A 22385-nucleotide genomic window follows, 5' to 3' on the forward strand; every position below is an offset into this window, starting at 1 on the left:
GTCGATCGGCTGGCAGCAGTCGCCCGTCGGATGTGTCGGCTTGCGTGATGGACGAGGAACAAGAACAAGATCATCGAGTGAGCGTGGTCAGCACTGCGGCACCGAGGAAGAGCACGCCTCCGGTGAACAGGCCGACGATCCGGGATAGGCGGTGCCTCCGGGTGAACACCCTTGCGTTCTCCGGCTGTTCGGGCAGATAGACGACCGGCACATGGGCTCCGAGGTCCAGCCCCAGCCCCGTCCCCCTCGCCGCGGGCCGGAACCTGACGGGTCGGCCCTGCCGGTCGGTGAACTCGATCACAGGCGTCAAGAAATCGTCCGCCGGCGCCTGTTCCTGGTCCACCACCAACCCCTCGGCGTGAACGCCGTACCGACGCAGCCGCGCTTGCAGCCGCACCTCCCGCACACCACCCCACAGGCACAGCAGGCCCGCAAACACGCAAACCCCGGCACTGATCACTTCACCCGTCATCCGTCCCCTGCTCTCCCTCGCGCAGCGCCACCCGGCACGGCCCCGCACCAGAACGACGCGGCACCCGACCCGATGGTTCTCCAAGGCGCGCGGGCACACCGGATCCCCGGACTCAAGTGGTCATGGCGGAGGTGTACCCATGAAGGGCCGGTAACCGCCTTCGCCGTCAGGCACACGACTGCTGCTCCTGTTATGCCCTCGCCGAGTCGAGCCACTCAACGAGTCACCTCCCCGGCGCGCGTGCAGTGGGATCCGGAACGGGATCCGCAGCTGCGGGCACTTCCCTTCCGCGCGCTGCAGCTCGGTCTGTCCGGTGCGGCGTCCCGCCGCTACGCGGACGAGTGGACGGTGTCGATCACGGACGTCACACCCCTCGCGCGGCGGGTGCACGCCCACGTACGCGCGGGCGAGCTGGCGGCGGCCGAGGCGCTGCCGCCGCCGGAGTGGCCGTACTCGTGGCAGCCCTACGCCCGTTGAGCCCCGGCCGCCTCGGCGCGCAGGGCGCGCAGGCTCCGCAGGCCCAGCACGCCCACGGCGGTGCCGAGCAGGAACGAGGTGATGGCGAGCAGCAGGTGCACCCAGAAGTACGCGGTCGGGTTGCCGTTGTGGAACGCCAGGCCGCTGGCGTCGGCCCACAGATTCTTGACGAAGGTGATCCAGATGCACCAGCTCCAGACACCGAAGGCGGTGAGGAACCAGGAGACGCGGCGGCTGAGCTTCATACCGCCAGTATGAGACGGGGCGAAAGCGAGACGGATGGCAGGGCCCACGATCCGGCGGGCGACATTCGGCAGCCGTCGCGGATCCGGAATGAGTCAGTCCGCCGGGAGGCGTTTCGAAGTGAAGACGACCGACGGCCACCTGACGGTTGCATAGACCAGCCGTGTCACTCCTCACCCCTCCGGGTCAACTCTGCGATATCCGCATATCCGCTATCGCCCTGTACGTTCACCTGGTGCTCTCGATTCGTCCGGCGCTGCGCCGCCCCGCGCTGACCGTGTGTGCTGCCGCCTTGGCGGGCACCGCGCTGTTTCCGGCCGCCACTGCCGCGTCCGCCGTGCCCCGCCCGGGACAACCGGCCAAGACGCCCCAGCAGCCGGAGGAGCCGCGGCCGCCCGAGAACATGTCAACTGTCGGTGGCGAACGGCTTGCCCAGGCGGGCACCCAGGTTGACCCCAAGTCAGGTGTTCCCCCACTACCGAGGACCACGGCCCGTGCGTGGATCGTCTCTGACGCGGAGACGGGCGAGGTGCTGGCCTCGCACAACGCACACTGGCCGATGGCTCCCGCGAGCACGCTGAAGATGCTGTTCGCGGACACCCTGATCGGCAAGTTCCCCAGGAACCAGGCACATACCGTCACCCCGCAGGACATGGCGGGGATAGGCGATGGCAGCAGCATGGTCGGCATCAAGGAGAACCTGCCGTACACCGTGCAGGACCTGTGGCGCGGGGTCTTCCTCCGCTCCGGCAACGACGCGGTGCACGTGCTGTCCTCGATGAACGGCGGCGTGGACAAGACGGTGCGTGAGATGCAGGAGCGCGCCGCGGACCTGCAGGCCAACGACACGCATGTACTCAGCCCTGACGGCTATGACATGCCGCGTCAGGTGTCATCGGCGTACGACCTGTCGCTGTTCGCCCGGGCCGGTCTGCAGAACGCGGACTTCCGGGAGTACTGCTCGACGGCGAACGCCCAGTTCCCCGGTGACTTCAAGAAGGGCTCGAAGGAGCGGGAGTCGTTCGGGATCCAGAACACCGACCGGCTGCTCAGCGGGATCGACGGGGTGAAGCCCTACCCGGGCCTGGCGGGCGTGAAGAACGGCTTCACCACCAACGCGGGCAACACCTTCACCGGCGTCGCGGACCACGACGGTGTGAAGCTGCTGGTCACCGTGATGCACCCGGAGCCGGGCGACAACGAGGTCTACAAGGAGACCGCGGCGCTGCTCGACTGGGGCTTCCAGGTGGCGGGCAAGGTCAAGCCGGTCGGCACGCTGGTCGCGCCCAAGAGCGTCCAGCCCGCCGGGGGCCGTACCGGCGCGCCCAAGGGCAACACCTCCGCCGCCGCGACCGCCGGTCCGGGCTCGGGCACGGGCGGCCTGGCGATGGCGGCCGGGATCACCGCCGGTGTCCTGGTGGTACTGGGCGGGGTGACGATGGTGGTACGGAAGCGCTGGCCCCTGCCGAAGCGTCGCGACCAGTCCTAGCCGACGGTTCCGGGGAGGCATCGGGGGCCTTCCCGGAACCGTCCGGCTCGCCGCCGGACCGCGCGGTGGCCGCCTCCGCGGCGGGCGTGGCGGTCCAGGCGGCGCAGTACAGCAGCAGCTTCGCCATGAAGTTGATCCACAGCAGCAGGGCGACCGGGGTGCCGAACGCGCCGTACATGCTCCTGGCGGCCACGCCCTGCAGATAGCCGCTGAGCAGGATCTTCAGGATCTCCAGGCCGAACGCGCCGAGCAGTGCCGCGACGACGACCGAATGCCGGCTGGGCCTGACACCGGGCAGCCAGGTCAGCAGGTAGACCAGCAGCAGGAAGTCGGCGAGTACGGCGATGCAGAATCCGGCGACGGTCAGCAGCCCGCCGCCCGCGCCGTTGTGCGCCAAGCCGAGGTGCCGGGCCGCCCAGCCGACGGCACCGGTCGCCAGGGTCGACCCGGCCAGTGAGAACAGGCCCACGGCGGCCAGTCCGACCAGCACCCCGGCGTCCTTGACCTTGCGCAGGAACGGGTTCTCCCGGTCTTCGTCCTGGCCCCAGATGGCCCGTAGGCAGCCGCGGAGCTGGCCGATCCAGCTGACGCCGGCCAGTAGCAGGACGACGCCGGCGACCAGGCCGACGGTGCCCGCGTTGGCGGCCAGCGCGCCGATGTCGATCTGCTGCGACAGCCCCGGCACCTGCTGGCTCAGCTTCTGCTCCAGCGTGTGCAGTTGGCTGCTGCTCAGGACCGCGGCACCCACCGCCGCACCGACCGTGAGCAGCGGGAACAGCGCGATGAAGCTGGTGAAGGTGATGGCAGCCGCCAGCCGGGACCACTGCGCCCGCTGTGCGTGCTCGAAGGCGCACCAGGCGTGTGTCCGCATGGCCCGCGCGATCAACGGTCCGATGAGGGGCAGCCGGGTCAGCCAGTCCATGATCGACGCCTACCCTCGGTGACCGCGCGCACTCCTGGTCCGCCCAAACGACGAGGGCCTACCGGAACGGCAAGGTCCGTCGGTTGGCCGGAGGGCGGTAGGCCATCCGCGCCAAATCGCGCCGGGCGCGGCGTGGCGCCACGTTTCTGCAAATACCGGCTTCTCTCCAGACCATGTGATAAAGCGCCCGGACGAGCAGTCGTCCTAGGCGTGCAAGGGGTCCCCCGGTGACGCCACCGCGCCCGGGCGCGCCGTCTGCTGCGGCACGGCCGTGGCCGTGCTCGGGTGGCCAAAAGGGTAGTCGCCCATCGTCCGCCACACACCGTCCTCGCCCTGCTCGTACAGCGAGAAGCCGGTGACCGTCCAGTGCGCGCGGAATCCCGCGAGCTCGCTCTGCGCCCGGTCCATCGCCTCGTCGGCGATGCCGTGCGCCACCGTCACATGCGGGTGGTACGGGAACTGCAGCTCCCGCGCCACCGGCCCGGAACGCACCCGCTCCTGCAACTGCGAGCAGTCCCCGGCGCCTTCGGCGAGCCGTACGAACACCACCGGCGACAGCGGCCGGAACGAGTCCGTGCCGTCCAGCCGCAGCGGAAAGGACCGGCTCGCCTCGGCGACGTCCGACAGATGCCGGCGGACGTCCGGCAGCGTGGCGGTTTCCACCTCGGTGGGCGGCAGCAGCGTGATGTGGGTGGGAATGGCATGGGCTGCCAGGTCCCCGAAGCCCGCGCGGCGCTGCTGGAGCAGGCTGCCGTAGGGCTCCGGGACCGCGATGGACACACCGATCGTGCTGGTCTCCATGCGCACTCCCCTTTCGAACCGTCGGATCTGTGGAAGGCGCGCGTCGCCTAGTGCTTGGCCGGAACGAATCCGATCCGGTCGTAGACGGTGGCCAGGGTCTCCGCCGCCACCGCGCGCGCCTTCTCGGCGCCCTTGGCGAGAACGGAGTCCAACGTCTCCGGATCGTCCAAGTATTCCTCGGTACGGGTGCGGAACGGTGTGACCCATTCCACGAAAATCTCCGCGAGGTCGGTCTTCAGCGCGCCGTAGCCCTTGCCCTCGTAGCGCTCTTCCAGCTCCGGGATCGAGGTGCCGGTGAGGGTGGAGTAGATGGTCAGCAGATTGCTGACGCCCGGCTTCTGCTCGGCGTCGTAACGGATCACCGTGTCGGTGTCGGTCACCGCGCTCTTGAACTTCTTGGCCGAGGCCTTCGGCTCGTCCAGCAGGTTGACCAGGCCCTTGGGCGAGGAGGCCGACTTGCTCATCTTGCTCGTCGGGTCCTGCAGGTCGTAGATCTTCGCCGTCTCCTTGACGATGTACGGCTCGGGGACGGTGAAGGTCGGGGCGTAGCGCGTGTTGAACCGCTCGGCCAGATCGCGGGTCAGCTCGATGTGCTGGCGCTGGTCCTCACCGACCGGCACCGCGTTGGCCTGGTACAGCAGGATGTCGGCGACCTGCAGGATCGGGTACGTGAACAGGCCGACGGTGGTGCGGTCGGCGCCCTGCTTGGCGGACTTGTCCTTGAACTGCGTCATCCGGGAGGCCTCGCCGAAGCCGGTGAGGCAGTTCATCACCCAGGCCAGCTGGGCGTGCTCGGGCACATGGCTCTGCACGAACAGGGTGCAGCGCTCCGGGTCGAGCCCCGCCGCGAGCAGTTGGGCGGCGGCGAACCGGGTGTTGGCGCGCAGCTCCTCGGGGTCCTGCGGCACGGTGATCGCGTGCAGGTCCACGACCATGTAGAACGCGTCATGGCTCTCCTGCAGCGCCACCCACTGGCGCACGGCGCCGAGGTAGTTGCCGAGGTGGAACGAGCCTGCGGTGGGCTGGATGCCGGAGAGCACACGAGGGCGGCGCTGCATGGCGGAGCCATTCCCCTGAGGGTGGGTGACGGACGGGCGGTCGAAGGCCATGCCCTCATTGTCTCAGGTCGGCGGACCGGCCAGACACCCCGCGCGCGCCCTCCGGCGTACCGCGCACCGCGGTCAGCTCAGGTCGATCCCCGGGTAGAGCGGGAACCCGGCGAGCAGATCGGTGGCCCGGCCGGCGACCTGCTGGGCGACCGCCGCGTCCAGCGCGTACTTCGCCTTGGACGGCTTGCCGTCGGCGCCGGTGCCCGGTGCCGTGGCGGCCAGCACGGTGTCGATCAGCGCGGCGATCTCGTCCATCTCGGCCGTGCCGAGCCCGCGGGTGGTCAGCGCGGGCGTGCCCAGCCGGATGCCGGAGGTGTACCAGGCGCCGTTGGGGTCCTGCGGGACGGAGTTGCGGTTGGTCACGATCCCGCTGTCCAGCAGCGCGGCCTCGGCCTGGCGGCCGGTGAGCCCGTAGCCGGAGACGTCCAGCAGCACGATGTGGTTGTCGGTGCCGCCGGTGACCAGCCGGGCGCCGCGCTTGAGCAGGCCCTCGGCCAGCGCCTGGGAGTTGTCGACGATCCGTCGCGCGTAGTCGTGGAAGCCGGGCTGCCGGGCCTCGGCGAGCGCGACCGCCTTGGCCGCCATCACATGCGGCAGCGGGCCGCCGAGCACCATCGGGCAGCCGCGGTCCACGTGCTCGGCGAGCTCGGAGTCGCACAGCACCATGCCGCCGCGCGGGCCGCGCAGCGACTTGTGGGTGGTCGTGGTGACGATCTGCGCGTGCGGTACGGGGTCGAAGTCGCCGGTGAGCACCTTGCCCGCGACCAGGCCCGCGAAGTGCGCCATGTCGACCATCAGCGTCGCCCCGACCTCGTCGGCGATCTCGCGCATGATGCGGAAGTTCACCAGCCGCGGGTACGCGGAGTACCCAGCGATGATGATCAGCGGGCGGAACTCGCGGGCGGACTCGCGCAGCGCGTCGTAGTCGACCAGGCCGGTGGCCGGGTCGGTGCCGTAGGAGCGCTGGTCGAACATCTTGCCGGAGATGTTGGGGCGGAAGCCGTGCGTGAGGTGGCCGCCCGCGTCCAGCGACATGCCGAGCATCCGCTGGTTGCCGAGTTCGCGGCGCAGCGCGGACCAGTCGGCTTCGGTCAGATCGTTGACCTGCCGGACCCCGGCCTTGTGCAGCGCGGGGCTCTCCACCCGCTGGGAGAGCACGGCCCAGAAGGCGACCAGGTTGGCGTCGATACCGGAGTGCGGCTGTACGTAGGCGTGCGCGGCGCCGAAGATCTCCCGGGCGTGCTCGGCGGCGAGCGCCTCCACGGTGTCGACGTTGCGGCAGCCCGCGTAGAAGCGGCGGCCGACGGTGCCCTCCGCGTACTTGTCGCTGAACCAGTTGCCCATGGCCAGCAGTACGGCGGGGGAGGCGTAGTTCTCGCTCGCGATGAGCTTGAGGGATTCGCGCTGGTCGGCGAGCTCGGCGCCGATGGCGTCGGCCACCCGCGGTTCGACCCCGCGGATGACGTCAAGCGCGCTGCGGAAGGCGATGGACTCGGTGGTACGGGCGGTCGGCTCTTCGGCCATGAGGTCCTCCGGCGGGTCATGCGGACTGCTGCCTACGGTCGGTCGGCCCAGGCGCACGGCACCACTTGCGCGAGCCGCTCCCCGATGGTCGATCCCATCCCAGCGCGCCAGTCACGGCTCAGCTTGAGCCTAGCAACGGGGGCGCCCGCCCGCCGAGGGCACCGCCGCACCACCCGCACGAGTGTTGATCGGCGTCTGCTTATCGGCGCCTTACATGGGGCGACGATAGAAAGGGGCCGCCACCCGCCCGCGCCCTGGGCGGCGCCTCCCGACGCACGACGAAACGGAGTCCCCATGACCATGCATGCCCGTACGTCTCCCACCACCGCCCCTGGTGGGGACGCTGCGCGTCGCACCGTCGATTCCGCCGAGCTGATCAGGGAAGCCGACGCGCACAGCGCGCACAACTACCATCCGCTGCCCGTCGTCGTCGCGACCGCGGAGGGCGCGTGGATGACGGACGTCGAGGGCCGCCGCTATCTCGACCTGCTGGCCGGGTACTCGGCGCTCAACTTCGGCCATCGCAACCAGCGGTTGATCGAGGTCGCCAAGGCCCAGCTGGACCGCGTCACGCTCACCTCGCGGGCCTTCCACCACGACCGCTTCGCCGCGTTCTGTACGGAGTTGGCGGAGCTGTGCGGTATGGAGTCGGTCCTTCCGATGAACACCGGCGCCGAGGCGGTGGAGACCGCGGTCAAGACCGCCCGCAAGTGGGGCTACCGGGTCAAGGGCGTACCGGACGGCCAGGCCAAGATCGTGGTGGCCGCCGACAACTTCCACGGCCGTACCACGACGATCATCAGCTTCTCCACCGACGAGGAGGCGCGCCGGGACTTCGGTCCGTACACGCCCGGCTTCGAGATCGTGCCGTACGGCGATCTGGCGGCGCTCGAAGCGGCGGTGGACGAGCGGACGGTGGCCGTTCTGCTGGAGCCGATCCAGGGCGAGGCCGGGGTGCTGGTGCCGCCGCCCGGCTATCTGGCGGGGGTGCGGCGGATCACCGCGGAGCGCGGGGTGCTGTTCATCGCCGACGAGATCCAGTCGGGTCTGGGCCGGACAGGCAAGACCTTCGCGTGCGAACACGAAGGCGTCGTCCCGGACATGTACGTCCTGGGCAAGGCGCTCGGCGGCGGCGTGGTGCCGGTGTCCGCCGTGGTGTCGTCGAACGCCGTACTCGGGGTGTACCGGCCGGGCGAGCACGGTTCGACGTTCGGCGGGAATCCGCTGGCCTGCGCGGTCGCGCTGGAGGTCATCGCGATGCTGCGGACCGGTGAATTCCAGCGGCGCGCCGAGGAGTTGGGCGCTCATCTGCACAGCGAGCTGGGCGCGCTCGTCGGCGGCGGCGCGGTGACCGAGGTACGCGGTCGCGGGCTGTGGGCCGGGGTGGACATCGCGCCGGGGCACGGCACGGGCCGCGAGGTGTCGGAGGCGCTGATGGAGCGCGGGGTGCTGGTGAAGGACACGCACGGGGCCACGATCCGGATCGCGCCGCCGTTGGTGATCTCGCGGGAGGATCTGGACTGGGGGTTGGCGCAGTTGCGTGAGGTTCTGGGGGCCTAGCGGGTCCCTGCGGGTCCCTGCGGGTCCCTGCGGGTGCGTTGGGGTGCGCGTTGGGGTCTTTGCCCACCCGCCCACCCGTTGCCCTGGTCCGCATCGCGCCGTCGCGCACGGTCGGCTGTGGGGCGGGGGTGCGGCGGGGTGCCTCCTCACTCCAGGCATCGCCGCACGGTCGCGGTGCTTCCCGGGGTCGCTGCGGGGACACCCCGCCACACTCCCTTGCGCCGTCTTCCGCGCTGCGGCTGCGGGGGGATTGGCCCGCGCAGTGCCCGCTACGCGGCTCGGGTGGGGCGGGTTTCGGCGGGCTTCACGCCTAGTGGCCGGGAAAGGCCCACCACGCCCTCGTCGAGCCGTTGCAGGTGCCGCAGCACCCGGAAGGTCACGGAACCGGGCCTGGAGACGATCGCCTCCGGTCCCTCCAGCATCGAGGCGACGCTCGCGCCGGACTCGACCTCGCTGCTGGCGTCCTCGTCGTCCAGATGCTCTATGAGGACGTCGAGGTTGCGGCGGATCCGGTGCCCGGCCCGCTCAAGCCGCGGGTCGGCGGCGATCCGGGTACTGCTGGGTACGAGTTCGGCGGTGGCGGCCAGGCTGCGTGCGTGGTACGCGCAGGTCTCCAGCAGCGCCACCAGATAGCGTGCGGTGCGGCGGCGGACCCGCAGCGGGGTGATCGGATGCGTCAACGGCCGGGTGGAGCGCCGCAGATCGTCCAGAGCGGTGTCCAACTCCCGTGCCAGGTCCAGCAGATCGGCCGCCGGGCCGCCGCTGAGCTGCTCGACCGCGGCCGAACTGACCTCGCCGAGCTTGCTGAGCACTTCCCGCAACTGCTGGTCGGTGTGTTGGTGGGTGCGTACCGGCAGCACGAGCACGGCGGCGATGATCCCGCACGCGGCGCCCAGCGCGGTCTCCTCGATCCGCAGTTCCAGCACGGCGATGTTGTAGGTGCTCAGCAGGGTGTAGAGCAGGCCGAGCATCGCGGTGAGGAAGAACGACATCAGCACGTACGACAGCGGCGCGGTGAAGAACGCGCCGAAGACGCAGAGCAGTACGAGCGTGAACGCGGTCCAGGTGTGGTGGCCGACCAGCCCGGCGAGCACCACACCGGCGATCACGCCGATCACCGTACCCAGCAGTCGCCGGTAGCCCTTGACCAGGATCTCGCCGGTCGAGGAGGTGTTGAGGAAGACGACCCAGCAGGTCAGCACCGCCCAGTACCAGCGCTGGCTGGACAGCAGTTCGCCGCCGACGATGGCCAGCGCCGAGCCGACCCCCACCTGGAACGCCGCCCGGGTGGTGGGCCGCTGCAGTCCGCCCTGCTCGTCCTCCGGCTCCTCCTCACGGGCAATCGAGACGTCCTCGGCGTCGAACTCCTCGCGGGAACGGGTCGCTTCGGGGCTGTCGTCGGAGTCGTCCTGCGGCCCGTCGAGCGCCAGGCGCAGGCCGAGGACCGCGCGGGCCGTCTCGCCGATGCCGCGGAACGTGTCCTGCACGGCGAGCGAGGCGCGCGGCAGGTTCTCCTCGTCGCGGTAGTCCAGCAGGCGGTTGCGGACGACCGCGAGGCCGGTGCCGCGGTCCGCCGGGGCGAGCCGGGTGATGAGCAGATGCAGACCGGACAGGTCGCGGCGTAGCCGCCGGGTCATCTCGTCCTCGACCGACCCTGCGGCGGGGGCGTCGAGGGCGGGCGGGTCCGGCAGGTGCAGGGTGAGGGTGTCGGCGCTTTCGGAGTGCCGCGCCTTGAGCAGCAGTACGCCAAGGCGTTCGGCGGCGATCTCGGCGTCGGCGATGCGGCGTTGCAGCAGCGCGGCGGTGGCGGCGTCGCGGGTGCCGTCCTCCAGCCGCCCCTGGATCATCAGCGCGCACTCGTGCAGCCGGGCGTTCTGCCGCCGCAGCTCGTCAACGGCCTTGTCCACCTTGTCCGGTGACGCCTCCCCCACCAGCGCCAGTTGCGCGTCCACCACCTGGGCCAGCCGGGCCCGGAACGCACGGCGCAGCCGCTGCAGCGTGTGCTCGGGGGTGGCCGGTACCAGTGCGAACCGGGCCACCGCCGCGCAGCAGAACGCGGCGAACAGCGTCCCGTACAGCTCGGGCAGGCCGGAAAGGCTGGCGCGCACGAAGAGCGAGACGAAGTAGATCTGGAAGCCCACCAGGCCGAGCGCGGTTCCGCGCTCGCCGAACCGGCGCACGTAGACGGCAGCGAAGATCAACGCGACGAAGAACAGGTCGCCGAGGATGACGTAACGATTCAGCAGGGCGCCGAGCGACATCGCGGCGAACCCGGTGGGCAGCCCCCACGCGAGGGTGATCGCCTGGTCCCTGGGCAGCGGCTCACTGATCGCGAAGGTCGCCACCATGGCCGCCATCGCCCCCGCGACCAGGAGGTTCACCGGGATCTGGAATGCCGCGAGCACCGCGAGGGTCAGCACGATCGACGCGACCGTACGGAGTCCGGCCATCAGCCGGATCAGCCCCGGGTCGGACGCGACGAAGCGATCCCATACAGCGGTCCACGCCTGCCGCGCTCGTTGACGTGCTTGTGTCATTCCGCTGCCGCACCCCTGCCCGTCCGTCCACCGTCCCGCGCGGCGGCCCACCGCGCGTGGACGCCCACCAGCCATGATCCGCCGCCTAAAGGATCGCACGAACGGAGCGCCTGGCGGCGGGCGACGGTACGCCTGGCGGCGCGCGACGGGGTGGGTCCGGGGGCCTGACGCCTGGCGGCGGGCAGCGGTGCGCTGGGCAGCGGGGGCCGGCGCCTGGCGGCGGGTGCCGGTATGTGTCTGGCGGCAGGGGCCGGTACGTCTGGCGGCGCGCGACGGGCTGGGTCCGGGGGCCTGACGCCTGGCGGCGGGCAGCGGTGCGCTGGGCAGCGGGGGCCGGTATGTGTCTGGCGGCAGGGGCCGGTACGTCTAGCGGCGGGGGCCGGGGTGGGTCCGGGGGCCCGGGGGGCCTGACGCCTGGCGGCGGGCAGCGGTGCGCTGGGCAGCGGGGGCCGGTGCGCCTGGCGGCGGGGGCCGGGGTGGGTCCGGGGGACCCGGAGCGAGCAGCGCCGCAGTGGTGAAGACCCTCCGCCGTCGCCCCAGCGGGATACCGCCGCCGTGCTCGGGTCGGGCGCGGGCCCGGGGGCCGGGGGTCGGGGAAGGGGCGCGGGTGGACGTAGAGTCCACTGCGTGCTTCTTGGATTGCTCTGCGCCCTCGGTTCCGCCATCTGCTTCGGTACGGCCTCGGTCTTCCAGGCCGTCGCGGCCCGCCGGGCCGCCTCCGCTGACGACTCGGCGGGAGTCGACCCACGGCTGCTGGTGCGCGCGCTGCGCCAGTGGTGGTACGTGCTCGGGCTCGGGCTGGACGGCGCGGGCTTCGCGCTGGAGTTGGTGGCGCTGCGCTCGGTGCCGATCTACGCGGTCGGCGCGGCGCTGGCGGCGAGCCTGGCGGTGACGGCGGTGGTCGCCTCATGGCTGCTCAAGACGAGCCTCGGCAAGGCGGAGTGGGGGGCGGTCGGCACGGTCTGCCTGGGGCTGGGCTTGCTGGCGGCGGCCTCCGGCGCGGAGGGCCACAGCTCGGGCGGCCCGGAGCTGCGCTGGGGCGTACTGGGCGCGGCGGTGCTGGTCCTGCTGGCGGGCCTCGCCGCGGGTCGGCTGCCGAAGCGCGTCCGGGCGGCCGCGCTCGGGCTCGGTGCGGGCCTCGGCTTCGGTGTGGTGACGGTGGCGGTGCGGCTGGTTCCGGACTTCGCCATCGGGGACATGGCCACCAACCCGGCGACCTACGCGGTGCTGGTCGGCGGGGCCTCGGCGTTCCTGCTGCTGACGACCGCGCTGCAGCGCGGCTCGGTGACGGTGGCGACGGCGGGCATGGTGATCGGCGAAACGATCGGCCCGGCGCTGGTCGGCGTGCTGGCCCTGGGCGACCGTACGCGCGAGGGCCTCGGCGGCCTGGCCATCGCGGGCTACGCCCTGGCGGTACTCGGCGCGCTGGCACTGGCCCGCTTCGGCGAGGGCGGCGCGGAACCGGCGGCCGACCCATCGGCGCCGAAGGTGACGGCGGACCGCTGAGACGGCGGCGAACCGCGCGACCGCAACCGGCAGGCGCTACCCCGAGTAACCGGCGCCAGAACCCGGATGACACCGACAGCCGCGGCCCCGAACCTCATTGACCTGAGGTTCGGGGCCGCGGCTTCGTTCGTTACTGGCAGCGACTACTCCCCTTCATTTCAAGGATATTGACGGAGAGTCATTGCCCTGGCGGTCGCGGGTGCTGTAGTAATTCCTGCCGCAGGGCCCGTCTACGCGCGCTGCAGCAGGTTCGCGGTCCATACCAATGCCCTGTCTTTGGCGTGCCCGCGTTTTCCCCCACGTTCGAAAGAGCCAACTCATGCACGCTTCCCGCGTCTCCGTAGTGCGGAGAGCATTGGCGGCGGTCGCGACAGCCGCGGTCGCCGCCGGACTTCTGCTCAGTCTCGGCGGCCATGCCCAAGCCGATTCCCTGACCGGTACCGTCACCGGTGGCCAGGGCAACTACCGCACCGTCAACGAACGTCAGGCGCCCCGCCTTTCCGCGTCAATCGTCGGTCGGGCCACCGTCGGCAGCACCGTCACCATGACCTGCCAGGTGCAGGGCGACACCGTGGAGAACGACTCCCGCTGGATCTGGTCGGGACCAGGGTCCTTCTACATAGCCGACGCGTTCATCGTCGAGAACACCAACAGCCTGCCGTCCTGCTCGTCGCAGCCCAGCGGGCGGGTCGCGCTCGGCATCTCCATGCAGAAGCAGGTCCAGGACGAATGGTGCTGGGACGCCTCGGGCCTGACGATCGCGAATTACTGGGGCTACACCCAGTACAGCCAGAACGACTTCTGCCAACTGGCCGCCCAGAACAGCTCACTCAGCTGCAACGACCAACCCGCGACCCTCGACGACATGGCCAACGCCCTGTCCAACATGGGCTTTTCAAACTCCGGCTACGACCTGTACCGCAATGCCTACTTCTCCGAAGTCCGCAACGAGATAAGCGGCGGGCGGCCGTTCGCGGTGCGCATCGGGTGGCGTTCCGGCGGTGGCCATATGAATGTCATCTACGGGTACGACCCGTCGTCCGGAACGATCGCGGTCGGCGATCCCTGGCCGTCCACCCAGACCTACACCTGGTGGAACTACAACGACTACGTCAGCAACTCGTCGTTCCAGTGGACCCATTCCCGTATCGGGATCTACAGCTAAGGCGGGCGGCAAATGCGCAGCAAAAGAATTCCAGGCCTGGCCTGCGGTCTGTCACTCAGTGTGTCGGCGATCCTGCTCGCCGTATGCCCCCAGGCCCAGGCTGCCGACGGGCCCTCGGGCGTCCCTGACTACCAGGGCGCGCGCCAGGTGCTGCAGTCGGCTCAGGTCCATGACACCGTGTCCCGGTTCCTCGGTACCACGGCGAACGTCGGCACCGACGGCGGCCAGCCGGAGGCGCCGATGAGCGCCGGGGCGCGCGACGCCCGGCAGTCGTTCAGCCTCAACGACCCGGTCGCGCTGTACGAGATCACGCCGGACTTCGTCAACGGCAAGACCCAGCCCACACCGGGCAGCGCGGTACGGCTGTCCTATCTGGCGTCCCTGGTGCACGGCGCCAACGGTCACCAGGCCACCGTCCTGCTCTCCACCGGCCCGAAGGGCAACGCCTGGCATCTGGCCGGAGTACGCGACGGCGGCAGCGACGTCGGCTACGCCGACCAGTCCACCCCCAGCTCGACGGTGTTCAGCGAGCCGCAGATCCACGCCTGGTACCGCCTCAAGGGCGGCAACGTCGAACCGCTCAACCAGGAGGCGGTCTCTGCCTTCGGCGGCAAGCGGACGATGTCGCTCAGCGCGTATCAGAAGCTGGTGCACGGCCGTTACGCCGACAAGCTGCCGGGTTCCGGATACGACCGGAAGGGCCTCGCAGGGGGGTACGGCCTCGCCGCCCCGGCGCACCAGCCCGCGTCGTCCTCGACCCCGCTGCTGCTCGGCGGTTCGGGCGCGGCCCTCGCCCTCGTACTGACCGGCGGCACCCTCGCCGTACGCCGGCGGGCACAGTCCGGTTGACGCCCTGCATGCCGTGCCCCGCCCCGCCGCGGCGCGGCGGGGCATGGCGCCCGACCCCCGTGCCGGGCTGCTTACGCGTGCCGGTGGGCCGGGGTGAGACGGGTCGCCACGCCGATGCGGTTCCAGGCGTTGATGGTGATGGCCATCGCCAGCACCCGGCTCAGCTCCCGCTCGTCGAAGAGGCCGGCGGCCTCGTCGTAGACCTCGTCCGGAACGCCGTGCTCGCCGAGCCGGGTGACGGCCTCGGTGAGGGCGAGGGCGGCGCGCTCGCGGGCGGTGAAGAACGGGGTGTCCCGCCAGACCGCGACGCCGATCACCTTCTGCTCCGACATTCCCTGGCTGCGCGCGTCCCGGGTGTGCATGTCGAGGCAGTACGCGCAGCCGTTGAGCTGCGAGGCGCGGATCTTGATGAGCTCCCGGACGTCCGGGTCGAGGCCGTCCGACGCGGCGCGGTCGAGGGCGACCATCGCCTTGTAGAAGTCGGGGACCAGCTTCCCCAGCGCGATCCGCGGGGCGGGGGCGGGGACCAGGGCTTCTGCGGGGTTCACGGTTGTCGTCATGACATCCACCGTAGGTGCGCGCTGGTCTGCGCGCATGGTCCACTTGCGGTGTGTGTGAACGGGCCAATCGACCGGACGGTACTGACCGGCGTGGCAGGCAGCATGACAGGGGAAGGCCCCATTCGGACCCCTCCAGTCATGGACTTGACCTGCATTTGGAACTCCGCTCCGGCGGCGGGTTGCGCAGCGGCCTGGAGGCGGCGCTACGTAGCGCGGTACGCGACGGGAGACTGGCGCCGGGCACCCGGCTGCCGTCGTCCAGAGCGCTCGCCCAGGACCTCGGCCTGGCCCGCAACACGGTCGCCGACGCGTACGGACAGCTGGTCGCCGAGGGGTGGTTGACGGCCCGTCAGGGATCCGGGACACGTGTGGCGCCGGGCGCCCGGCCGCAGACGCCGGTGTCGAGGTCGGTGGCGCTGGCGTTCCCCGGACTGGCGGCCGGTGACCATCTGCCGTACGACCTGCGGCCGGGTTCGCCGGACCTGTCGTCGTTCCCGCGCACCGCATGGGTCGCCGCCACCCGGCAGGCGATGGCCAAGGCACCGCACGACGCCTTCGGCTACACCGATCCGCGCGGCCGGGAGGAACTGCGCCAGGCGCTCGCCGAGTACCTGTCACGGGTGCGCGGGGTCCGGGCCGATCCGGACCTGATCATGGTCTGTACGGGATACGTGCAGGCCATAGGGCTGCTGGGGAAGGCACTGGTGGAACTGGGCGGCCAGCGGATCGCCGTGGAGGCGCTGGGCTTTCCCGACACCCTTACCGTGCTGCGCGCCTCCAGCCTGGCCACCACCCCGCTGCCGGTGGACGAGTACGGCGCCGACATCGGCGCGCTGGCCGGTCAGCCGGCGGACGCGGTCCTGCTGACGCCCGCGCACCAGTTCCCCTCCGGGGTGGCGCTCTCGCCGGAGCGCCGTACGGCCGCCGTGGCCTGGGCGCATGCGACGGGTGGCGTGGTGATCGAGGACGACTACGACGGCGAGTTCCGCTACGACCGGCAGCCGGTCGGGGCGCTCCAGGGTCTTGATCCGGCCAATGTCGTGTACGCGGGCACCGCCAGCAAGAGCCTGGCTCCGGGCGTACGACTGGCGTGGCTGGTGGTGCCTGAGCGGCTGATGGAACCCGTGGTGCGGCAGAAGCGGCTCGCCGACCGGCAGTCGCCGGTTATCGACCAGTTGACGCTTGCGGAGCTGATCGCGGGCGGGGCGTACGACCGCCATGTGCGGCGGATGCGGCTGCGGTACCGGCAGCGCCGGGACCGCCTCGTCACGGCGCTGGCGGCTGGGGCGCCGGACGTCCGGGTGTCCGGCATCGCGGCCGGACTGCACGCGGTGATCGAACTGCCCGACGGCTCGCCGTCGGAGGCCGAGTTGGTCAAACGGGCGGCTGGGCTCGGCCTCGCCGTAACCGGCATGGAGATGTACGGCGGCTCGGGCGCGGAGCGCCCCGCCCTCGTTGTGGGGTACGGCACGCCGCCGGAGCATTCCTTCGCGGGGGCGTTGCGTGCGCTGTGCGCCACGCTGGCCGCTTAGGCGACCAGGGTTCTTTCCCGCCCGCCCACCCTTCTGCAGCGCAGCGAACCGCCGCAGGGGGTGTGGCGGGTGGGCAAAAAACCTACTTGGGCAACCAGCTCCGCCAGACTTCCGGATGCTCCGAAACCCACTTCTTCGCCGCCGCCTCCGGCGACAACTTCTCCTCGGCGATCATCTGCGACACCTCGTTCTGCTGGTCCTTCGTCCAGTGGAAGTTCCGCAGGAACTGCGCGGCCTTCCCACCGTGCTTGGCGAAGTCGGCGTTCAGATACTTCTGCAGCGCCGTGGTGGGGTACGCACAGTCGATGTCCGCGGGCGCCTTGGCAGCGCACGCGTCCGTGTACGGCGGGAGCTTGACCTCGACCATCGGTACCTCGTTGAACAGCCACTGAGGCATGTACCAGTAGGTCAGGAACGGCTTCTTCTGCTGCGCGAACTGCTTGATCTGGGTGATCTGCGCGGCCTCGGAACCCGCGAACACCGGCTGGTAGTCCAGGTGCAGATTGTTCACCAGCGCCTTGTCGTTGGTGACATAGGACGGCGAGCCGTCCAGCAGCTGGCCCTTGCTGCCGCTTTCCGCCGTGCGGAAGAGGCTCGCGTACTTGTTGAGGTTGTGCCAGTCCAGGATGTCCGGGTGCTCATCGGCCAGATACTTGGGCACCCACCAGCCGATGTGGCCGGTGACGCCCTCGTCCCCGGCGGAGACGATGGTCTTCTTGTCGTGGACGTACCGCTTCTCCTGGTCCGGGTGACCCCAGTCCTCCAGGATCGCGTCGACGCGGTCCTGGCTGAGCGCGTCCCACGCGGGGACCTCGTCGACCTGGACGGTGTCCACCCGGTACCCGAGCTCGTGCTCCAACAGGTACTGCGCGACGGCCACATTGGACTCGGCGCCCACCCACGACTGCACGGACAGGGTGACCGTCTTCGCGCCGGACACGTTCGCGTACGGCGACGTCTGCTTGGTCATGTCGGCCGCGCCGCAACCGGTGGCGGTGAGCAGCACACCAGCGGCGAGCAGGGCGCCGAGCAATTTTCTACGAGCCATGGGTTCAGCGCTCCTTGGTGGCGGCGGCGGGCTGCGTCACGCGGTCCAGCATCAGGCCGAGGCAGACGATGGCCGTACCGCCGATGAGGCCGGTCGCCAGATCGCCCTGTGCCAGGCCGAAGACCACGTTGTAGCCGAGGGCGCCGCCGCCGATCATGCCCGCGATGACGACGACCGCCAGCACCAGGACCACGCCCTGGTTGACCGCGAGCAGCAACGCCGGTCGGGCGAGCGGAAGTTGGACCTGACGCAGCTGCTGGCGGCCGGTCGCGCCGAGCGAGCGCGCCGCCTCCATCGCGCCGGGGTCGACCTGCTGCAGGCCCTGGGTGGTGATACGTACGACGGCGGGCACCGCGTACGCCACGGCTGCCGCCGCTCCGGCCGCGCGGCCCGCGCCGAACAGCGCGACGACCGGGATCAGGTACACGAACTGCGGCATGGTCTGGAAGACGTCCAGCACCGGTCGCAGCAGCGCCTCGACCCGGCGGCTGCGTGCCGCCACGATGCCGACCGCGATGCCGACGACCAGGGTCACCGCCAGCGCGGCCAGCACCTGGGAGAGGGTGTCCAGCGACACGCTCCACACCCCGAGCACCCCGATCGCGGCCATCGCCAGCACGGCGGTGAGCGCCGTACGCCAGGTGCTGATCAGCCAGGCCAGCGCGCCGACGATGAGCAGCACGGACCACCACGGCAGGCCCTGCAGGCCGCCGCGCAGCGGGTCGAGGACCCAGGTGGTGAATCCGGCCGCCCAGTCCGCGGTACCGCCGATCACCGGGACACCGGAGTTGAGGTGGCCGGTGATCCAGCCCACCACGCTGTTGACGGGAGCGGCGATGCTGACCGTCCAGCCCCCGGGCCAGGAGGCCGAGTTCAGCAGCCGGCCGATCAGCGCGAGGGCGGCGGTCAGGGCCGCGATCCCGGCCCACACGGGCCATCCGCGACCGGACCGTTCCACCGTGGCGGAGCCGAGCCGCGCCCCGGCCGCCGCCGTCGTACGGTCCAGTACGACGGCGAGCAGCACGATCGGGATGCCCGCGGCGAGCGCGTTGCCGACGTCCACGGTGGACAGCGCCTGGTAGACGCGGTCGCCGAGGCCGCCCGCGCCGATCACCGAGGCGATGACGGCCATCGAGAGCGCCATCATGATCGTCTGGTTGACGCCGAGCAGCAGTTGCTTGCGGGCCAGCGGCAGGCGGGCGGTCAGCAGCCGCTGGCGGCCGGTGGCGCCGAGCGAGGTGACCGCCTCCAGCACACCGGCGTCGGCGCCGCGCAGCCCGAGCGCGGTGAGCCGGGCCATCGGCGGAGCCGCGTAGACGACGGTGGCCAGCACCGCGGGCGGCACCCCGATGCCGAAGATCCACACGAACGGCAGCAGATAGGCGAAGGCGGGCAGCACCTGCATGGTGTCCAGCACCGGCCGCAGCGCCCGGAACATCCGGTCGGACAGCCCGCCCGCCAGCCCGAGCAGCGCGCCGACGACGACCGAGGCGAGCACCGCGACGACCATCAGCGCCAGCGTCTGCATCGTCGGCACCCACATGCCGAGCGCCCCGCAGAGCGCCAGCGACACCAGTGCGGTGACGGCCACCCGCAGCCCGGCGAACCGCCAGGCCAGCAGCGTCGCCGCGGCGGTCACCCCGGTCCAGCCGAGGGCCAGCAGCACCAGGTAGACGGCGCGGACCGCGTAGCCGACGCCGTAGCTGACGTAGCCGAAGAAGTAGAGGAAGACCGGGCTGCTGTCCCGGTTGTCGATGATCCAGTTGCTGGCCTTGCCCAGCGAGCCCGACGGGTCGACGGTGAGCGCGTGCGGCCAGCTGCCGCTTCCCCAGCGGGAGTTGACCATCGGCACCACGACAGCCGCGACGACGGCGAGCAGCACGAGCTTGGCCAGGCCGCGATGGCGCACCAGCAGTTGGCGTGCGGTGTGTACGGCGCCGGCGTCCGGCTTGGCCACCGCCGTGGTCACGGCACTCACGCTGCGACCTTCTCGGTCTCGATACCGGCGACGACCGCCAGCAGCCGCTGGTGGTCCACCACGCCCAGGCAGCGGCCGCCTTCGACCACCCTGGCCGGGCCGCCGGACCGGGCGACCGCCTCGATCGCCTCGCTGACCAGCGTCGCGGGGGACAGCGCGGGGCCGCCCTGGGCCTCCCCGGCCACGGCCGGACGCATCGCGCGGCGCACGGTGAGCACCTGCTCGCGCGGCACGTCCCGGACGAAGTCGCGTACGTACTCGTCGGCCGGGGAGCCGACGATCTCCTCCGGGCTGCCGCACTGCACGATCCGGCCGTCGCGCATCAGCGCGATCCGGTCACCGAGCCGCAGCGCCTCGGACAGGTCGTGGGTGATGAAGACCATGGTGCGGCCCTCTTCACGGTGCAGGCGGATGACCTCTTCCTGCATGTCGCGGCGGATCAGCGGGTCGAGGGCGCTGAACGGCTCGTCGAACAGCAGCACTTCGGGGTCGACGGCGAGCGCCCGGGCGAGCCCCACGCGCTGCTGCTGGCCTCCGGACAGCTGTCCCGGGCGGCGGCCCTCCAGTCCGGCCAGGCCCACCTTCTCCACCATCTCGGCGGCCCTGGCCCGCCGTTCGGCCTTGCCGGTGCCCTGGATCTCAAGGCCGTAGGCGACGTTGTCCAGCACGGTGCGGTGCGGCAGCAGGCCGAAGTGCTGGAAGACCATGGCGGCGCGGTGGCGGCGCAGATCGCGCAGCTGGGCGCGGTCCATGCCGCGCACGTCCTCGCCCTCGATGGCGATCTCGCCCGCGGTCGGCTCGATGAGCCGGGTCAGACAGCGGACCAGGGTGGACTTGCCGGAGCCGGACAGGCCCATGACGACGAAGACCTCGCCCTTGCGGACGTCGAACGAGACGTCCCGTACGGCGACGGTGCAGCCGGTGCGTGCGCGCAGTTCCTCCGCACTGAGGTCGGCCTCCGGCGAGCCGGGGATGCGGTCGGCCTTCGGGCCGAAGACCTTCCACAGGTTGCGGACGGAGAACACGGGGGCACTGGTCGTGGAGTCGGCGTTGGTCATCGCACATCACCGCCTTGTGTCGGGGCCGCGGCAAGCAGTTCGGCGGCCTTCTCCCCCACCATCAGGACGCCGATCATCGGGTTCACGGCGGGCATCGTCGGGAAGACGGACGCGTCGGCGATGCGGACGCCGTTCAGCCCGCGGATCCGCAACTGCGGGTCCACCACGGCCTGTTCGTCATCGGCGGCGCCCATCCGGCAGGTTCCGGCCGGGTGGTAGACGGTGTGCGCGACCTTGCGGGCGTACTCGGAGAGGTCCTCGTCCGAGGTGACCTCCGGGCCCGGGCAGACCTCGCGCTTGAGCCAGCTGGCCAGCGGCTGGGTCTTGGCGATCTCGCGGGCGATGCGGATGCCGTCGACCAGGGTGCGGCCGTCGTAGTCCTCCGGATCGGTGAAGTACCGGAAGTCCAGGGCGGGCTTGACGGCCGGATCGGCGCTGGTCAGGTAGAGGCGGCCACGGCTGCGCGGCTTGGGGATGTTGGGTGTCATCGACACGCCGTGCGGGGGCTTTTCGTAGCCGAGGCGCTCAGGGTTGTCGGTGAACGGGATCTGGTAGAAGTGGAACATCAGGTCGGGGCCCGCGGAGTGCGGGTCGCGGCGGACGAACAGCCCGGCGTCGGAGTCCATCGCGGAGTTGTCCGGGATCGGTCCGTCGGTCTCCCAGACGATCACCGACTCGGGGTGGTCGAGCAGGTTCTCCCCCACTCCCGGCAGGTCGTGCACCACGGGTATGCCCAGCGCCTCCAGGTCCTGCTTCGGGCCGACGCCGGAGTGCAGCAGCAGCCGCGGGGTGTCCACCGCGCCCGCGCAGACCAGGACCTCGCGGGACGCCTCGACCAGGATCTCCACACCGTCCTTGGTGCGCACCCGGACGCCGGTGGCGCGCTTGTCGGCGTCGAGTTCCAGCTTGTACGCCCAGGTCTCCAGCATCAGATGGAGGTTGGGACGGTCCAGGAAGGGGTGCAGGTACGCGACGGAGGCGGAGGACCGCTTGTTGTTCTCCGGGTGGTACGCCAGGTCGAAGAAGCCCACGCCCTCGTGGAACGGCTTGGCGTTGAAGCCCTCCACCCGCGGCACGCCGATCGCCGTCTGAGCGGCGTCGACGAAGTCGCGGGCGATGGCGTTCCGGTCCTTCTCGTCGACCGCCACGATGTTGTTGCGCAGCCGGTCGAAGTACGGGTCCATGGCCGCCGCGTCCCAGCCCTCGGCACCGGCCGCGGCCCACTCGTCCCAGTCGGACGGCAGCGGCCTGAAGCTGATCAGCGTGTTGTGCGAGGAGCAGCCGCCGAGCACCCTGGCGCGGCTGTGCCGGATGTGCGAGTTGCCGCGCGGCTGCTCGGTGGTCGGGTAGTCGTAGTCCAGGTCACCGCCGAGCAGTCCCAGCCAGCGGCGCAGGGTGAGCACGTCCGGGCGGTCGATGTCGGACGGGCCGCCCTCGATCACGGCGACACGGACGGCCGGGTCCTCGGTGAGCCGGGAGGCGATGACGGATCCTGCGGTGCCGCCGCCGATCACGACATAGTCGTAGACGTAGTCATTTACGGGCATGGGGGTGC

At 71.0% G+C, this 22385-nt stretch carries 18 protein-coding genes, 1 pseudogene and 1 riboswitch; of the genes and pseudogenes, 7 read left to right on the plus strand and 12 right to left on the minus strand.

Annotated features, from left to right (window positions below):
- Positions 1–70: 70 nt before the first annotated feature.
- The gene (locus P2L57_RS19835; protein ID WP_275816329.1) at positions 71–472 is read right to left on the minus strand and encodes a DUF3592 domain-containing protein; all 402 of its coding nucleotides are present in this window, start codon (positions 470–472) and stop codon (positions 71–73) included.
- A gap of 225 nt (positions 473–697) precedes the next feature.
- Here P2L57_RS19835 and P2L57_RS19840 point away from each other — a divergent pair.
- A pseudogene (locus P2L57_RS19840) lies at positions 698–1031 on the plus strand (DUF4291 family protein); the annotation flags it as partial.
- Here P2L57_RS19840 and P2L57_RS19845 read toward each other — a convergent pair.
- On the minus strand, positions 937–1194 hold the full coding sequence (locus P2L57_RS19845; RefSeq protein ID WP_275816331.1) for an SCO4848 family membrane protein: 258 nt from the start codon (positions 1192–1194) through the stop codon (positions 937–939). The pseudogene P2L57_RS19840 and the gene P2L57_RS19845 overlap by 95 nt on opposite strands.
- A gap of 233 nt (positions 1195–1427) precedes the next feature.
- On the opposite strand from P2L57_RS19845, the gene P2L57_RS19850 reads away from it, so the two are divergent.
- Positions 1428–2681 carry a D-alanyl-D-alanine carboxypeptidase family protein gene (locus P2L57_RS19850; protein ID WP_275816333.1) on the plus strand — a complete coding sequence of 418 codons (1254 nt, stop codon included), beginning with the start codon at positions 1428–1430 and terminating at the stop codon, positions 2679–2681.
- Here the strand turns inward: P2L57_RS19850 and P2L57_RS19855 are convergent.
- From P2L57_RS19855 to P2L57_RS19870, 4 genes are all read right to left on the minus strand, one after another.
- The gene (locus P2L57_RS19855; protein WP_275816335.1) at positions 2593–3603 is read right to left on the minus strand and encodes a YihY/virulence factor BrkB family protein; all 1011 of its coding nucleotides are present in this window, start codon (positions 3601–3603) and stop codon (positions 2593–2595) included. The genes P2L57_RS19850 and P2L57_RS19855 overlap by 89 nt on opposite strands.
- Before the next feature lie 204 nt (positions 3604–3807).
- Positions 3808–4404, minus strand: a complete 597-nt coding sequence (locus P2L57_RS19860; RefSeq protein WP_275816337.1) for a 2'-5' RNA ligase family protein — start codon at positions 4402–4404, stop codon at positions 3808–3810.
- A gap of 47 nt (positions 4405–4451) precedes the next feature.
- Complete coding sequence (gene trpS, locus P2L57_RS19865) at positions 4452–5462, minus strand: tryptophan--tRNA ligase (RefSeq protein ID WP_275816535.1); 1011 nt, start codon at positions 5460–5462, stop codon at positions 4452–4454.
- 123 nt (positions 5463–5585) lie between these two features.
- The gene (locus P2L57_RS19870) at positions 5586–7037 is read right to left on the minus strand and encodes a glycine hydroxymethyltransferase (protein ID WP_275816339.1); all 1452 of its coding nucleotides are present in this window, start codon (positions 7035–7037) and stop codon (positions 5586–5588) included.
- 38 nt (positions 7038–7075) lie between these two features.
- Positions 7076–7162: riboswitch (ZMP/ZTP riboswitch) on the minus strand.
- Positions 7163–7331: 169 nt separating this feature from the next.
- Between P2L57_RS19870 and rocD the strand changes: the two genes are divergently transcribed.
- The gene (gene rocD / locus P2L57_RS19875) at positions 7332–8597 is read left to right on the plus strand and encodes an ornithine--oxo-acid transaminase (RefSeq protein WP_275816341.1); all 1266 of its coding nucleotides are present in this window, start codon (positions 7332–7334) and stop codon (positions 8595–8597) included.
- A 269-nt stretch (positions 8598–8866) separates the two neighbouring features.
- Here the strand turns inward: rocD and P2L57_RS19880 are convergent, their stop codons facing one another.
- A complete protein-coding gene (locus P2L57_RS19880; protein ID WP_275816343.1) occupies positions 8867–11134 on the minus strand; it encodes an FUSC family protein in 2268 nt (755 codons plus the stop codon).
- Positions 11135–11761: 627 nt separating this feature from the next.
- Between P2L57_RS19880 and P2L57_RS19885 the strand changes: the two genes are divergently transcribed.
- From P2L57_RS19885 to P2L57_RS19895, 3 genes are all read left to right on the plus strand, one after another.
- Positions 11762–12640 carry a DMT family transporter gene (locus P2L57_RS19885; protein ID WP_275816346.1) on the plus strand — a complete coding sequence of 293 codons (879 nt, stop codon included), beginning with the start codon at positions 11762–11764 and terminating at the stop codon, positions 12638–12640.
- 319 nt (positions 12641–12959) lie between these two features.
- Positions 12960–13805, plus strand: coding sequence for a papain-like cysteine protease family protein (locus tag P2L57_RS19890; RefSeq protein ID WP_275816348.1), 846 nt, complete (start codon positions 12960–12962; stop codon positions 13803–13805).
- A gap of 12 nt (positions 13806–13817) precedes the next feature.
- On the plus strand, positions 13818–14654 hold the full coding sequence (locus P2L57_RS19895; protein WP_275816350.1) for a hypothetical protein: 837 nt from the start codon (positions 13818–13820) through the stop codon (positions 14652–14654).
- A gap of 71 nt (positions 14655–14725) precedes the next feature.
- On the opposite strand, the gene P2L57_RS19900 is transcribed toward P2L57_RS19895, so the two are convergent.
- A complete protein-coding gene (locus tag P2L57_RS19900) occupies positions 14726–15214 on the minus strand; it encodes a carboxymuconolactone decarboxylase family protein (RefSeq protein ID WP_275816352.1) in 489 nt (162 codons plus the stop codon).
- Positions 15215–15369: 155 nt separating this feature from the next.
- On the opposite strand from P2L57_RS19900, the gene pdxR reads away from it, so the two are divergent.
- Positions 15370–16746 (plus strand): MocR-like pyridoxine biosynthesis transcription factor PdxR, encoded by a 1377-nt coding sequence (pdxR, locus tag P2L57_RS19905; RefSeq protein WP_275816354.1) that lies wholly within the window; start codon positions 15370–15372, stop codon positions 16744–16746.
- Positions 16747–16828: 82 nt separating this feature from the next.
- On the opposite strand, the gene P2L57_RS19910 is transcribed toward pdxR, so the two are convergent.
- From P2L57_RS19910 to P2L57_RS19925, 4 genes are read right to left on the minus strand one after another with little or no spacing between them, the layout of a single operon-like run.
- Positions 16829–17794 (minus strand): ABC transporter substrate-binding protein, encoded by a 966-nt coding sequence (locus tag P2L57_RS19910; protein ID WP_275816356.1) that lies wholly within the window; start codon positions 17792–17794, stop codon positions 16829–16831.
- Positions 17795–17798: 4 nt separating this feature from the next.
- Positions 17799–19772 (minus strand): ABC transporter permease, encoded by a 1974-nt coding sequence (locus P2L57_RS19915; RefSeq protein ID WP_372515790.1) that lies wholly within the window; start codon positions 19770–19772, stop codon positions 17799–17801.
- A complete protein-coding gene (locus P2L57_RS19920; RefSeq protein ID WP_275816358.1) occupies positions 19769–20830 on the minus strand; it encodes a quaternary amine ABC transporter ATP-binding protein in 1062 nt (353 codons plus the stop codon). Before P2L57_RS19920 ends, P2L57_RS19915 begins: the two co-directional genes overlap by 4 nt.
- Positions 20827–22377, minus strand: a complete 1551-nt coding sequence (locus tag P2L57_RS19925) for a GMC family oxidoreductase (protein ID WP_275816360.1) — start codon at positions 22375–22377, stop codon at positions 20827–20829. Before P2L57_RS19925 ends, P2L57_RS19920 begins: the two co-directional genes overlap by 4 nt.
- Positions 22378–22385 lie beyond the last annotated feature (8 nt).

It is taken from the genome of Streptantibioticus ferralitis (genome assembly GCF_029223525.1).
GTDB lineage: Bacteria > Actinomycetota > Actinomycetes > Streptomycetales > Streptomycetaceae > Streptantibioticus_A > Streptantibioticus_A ferralitis.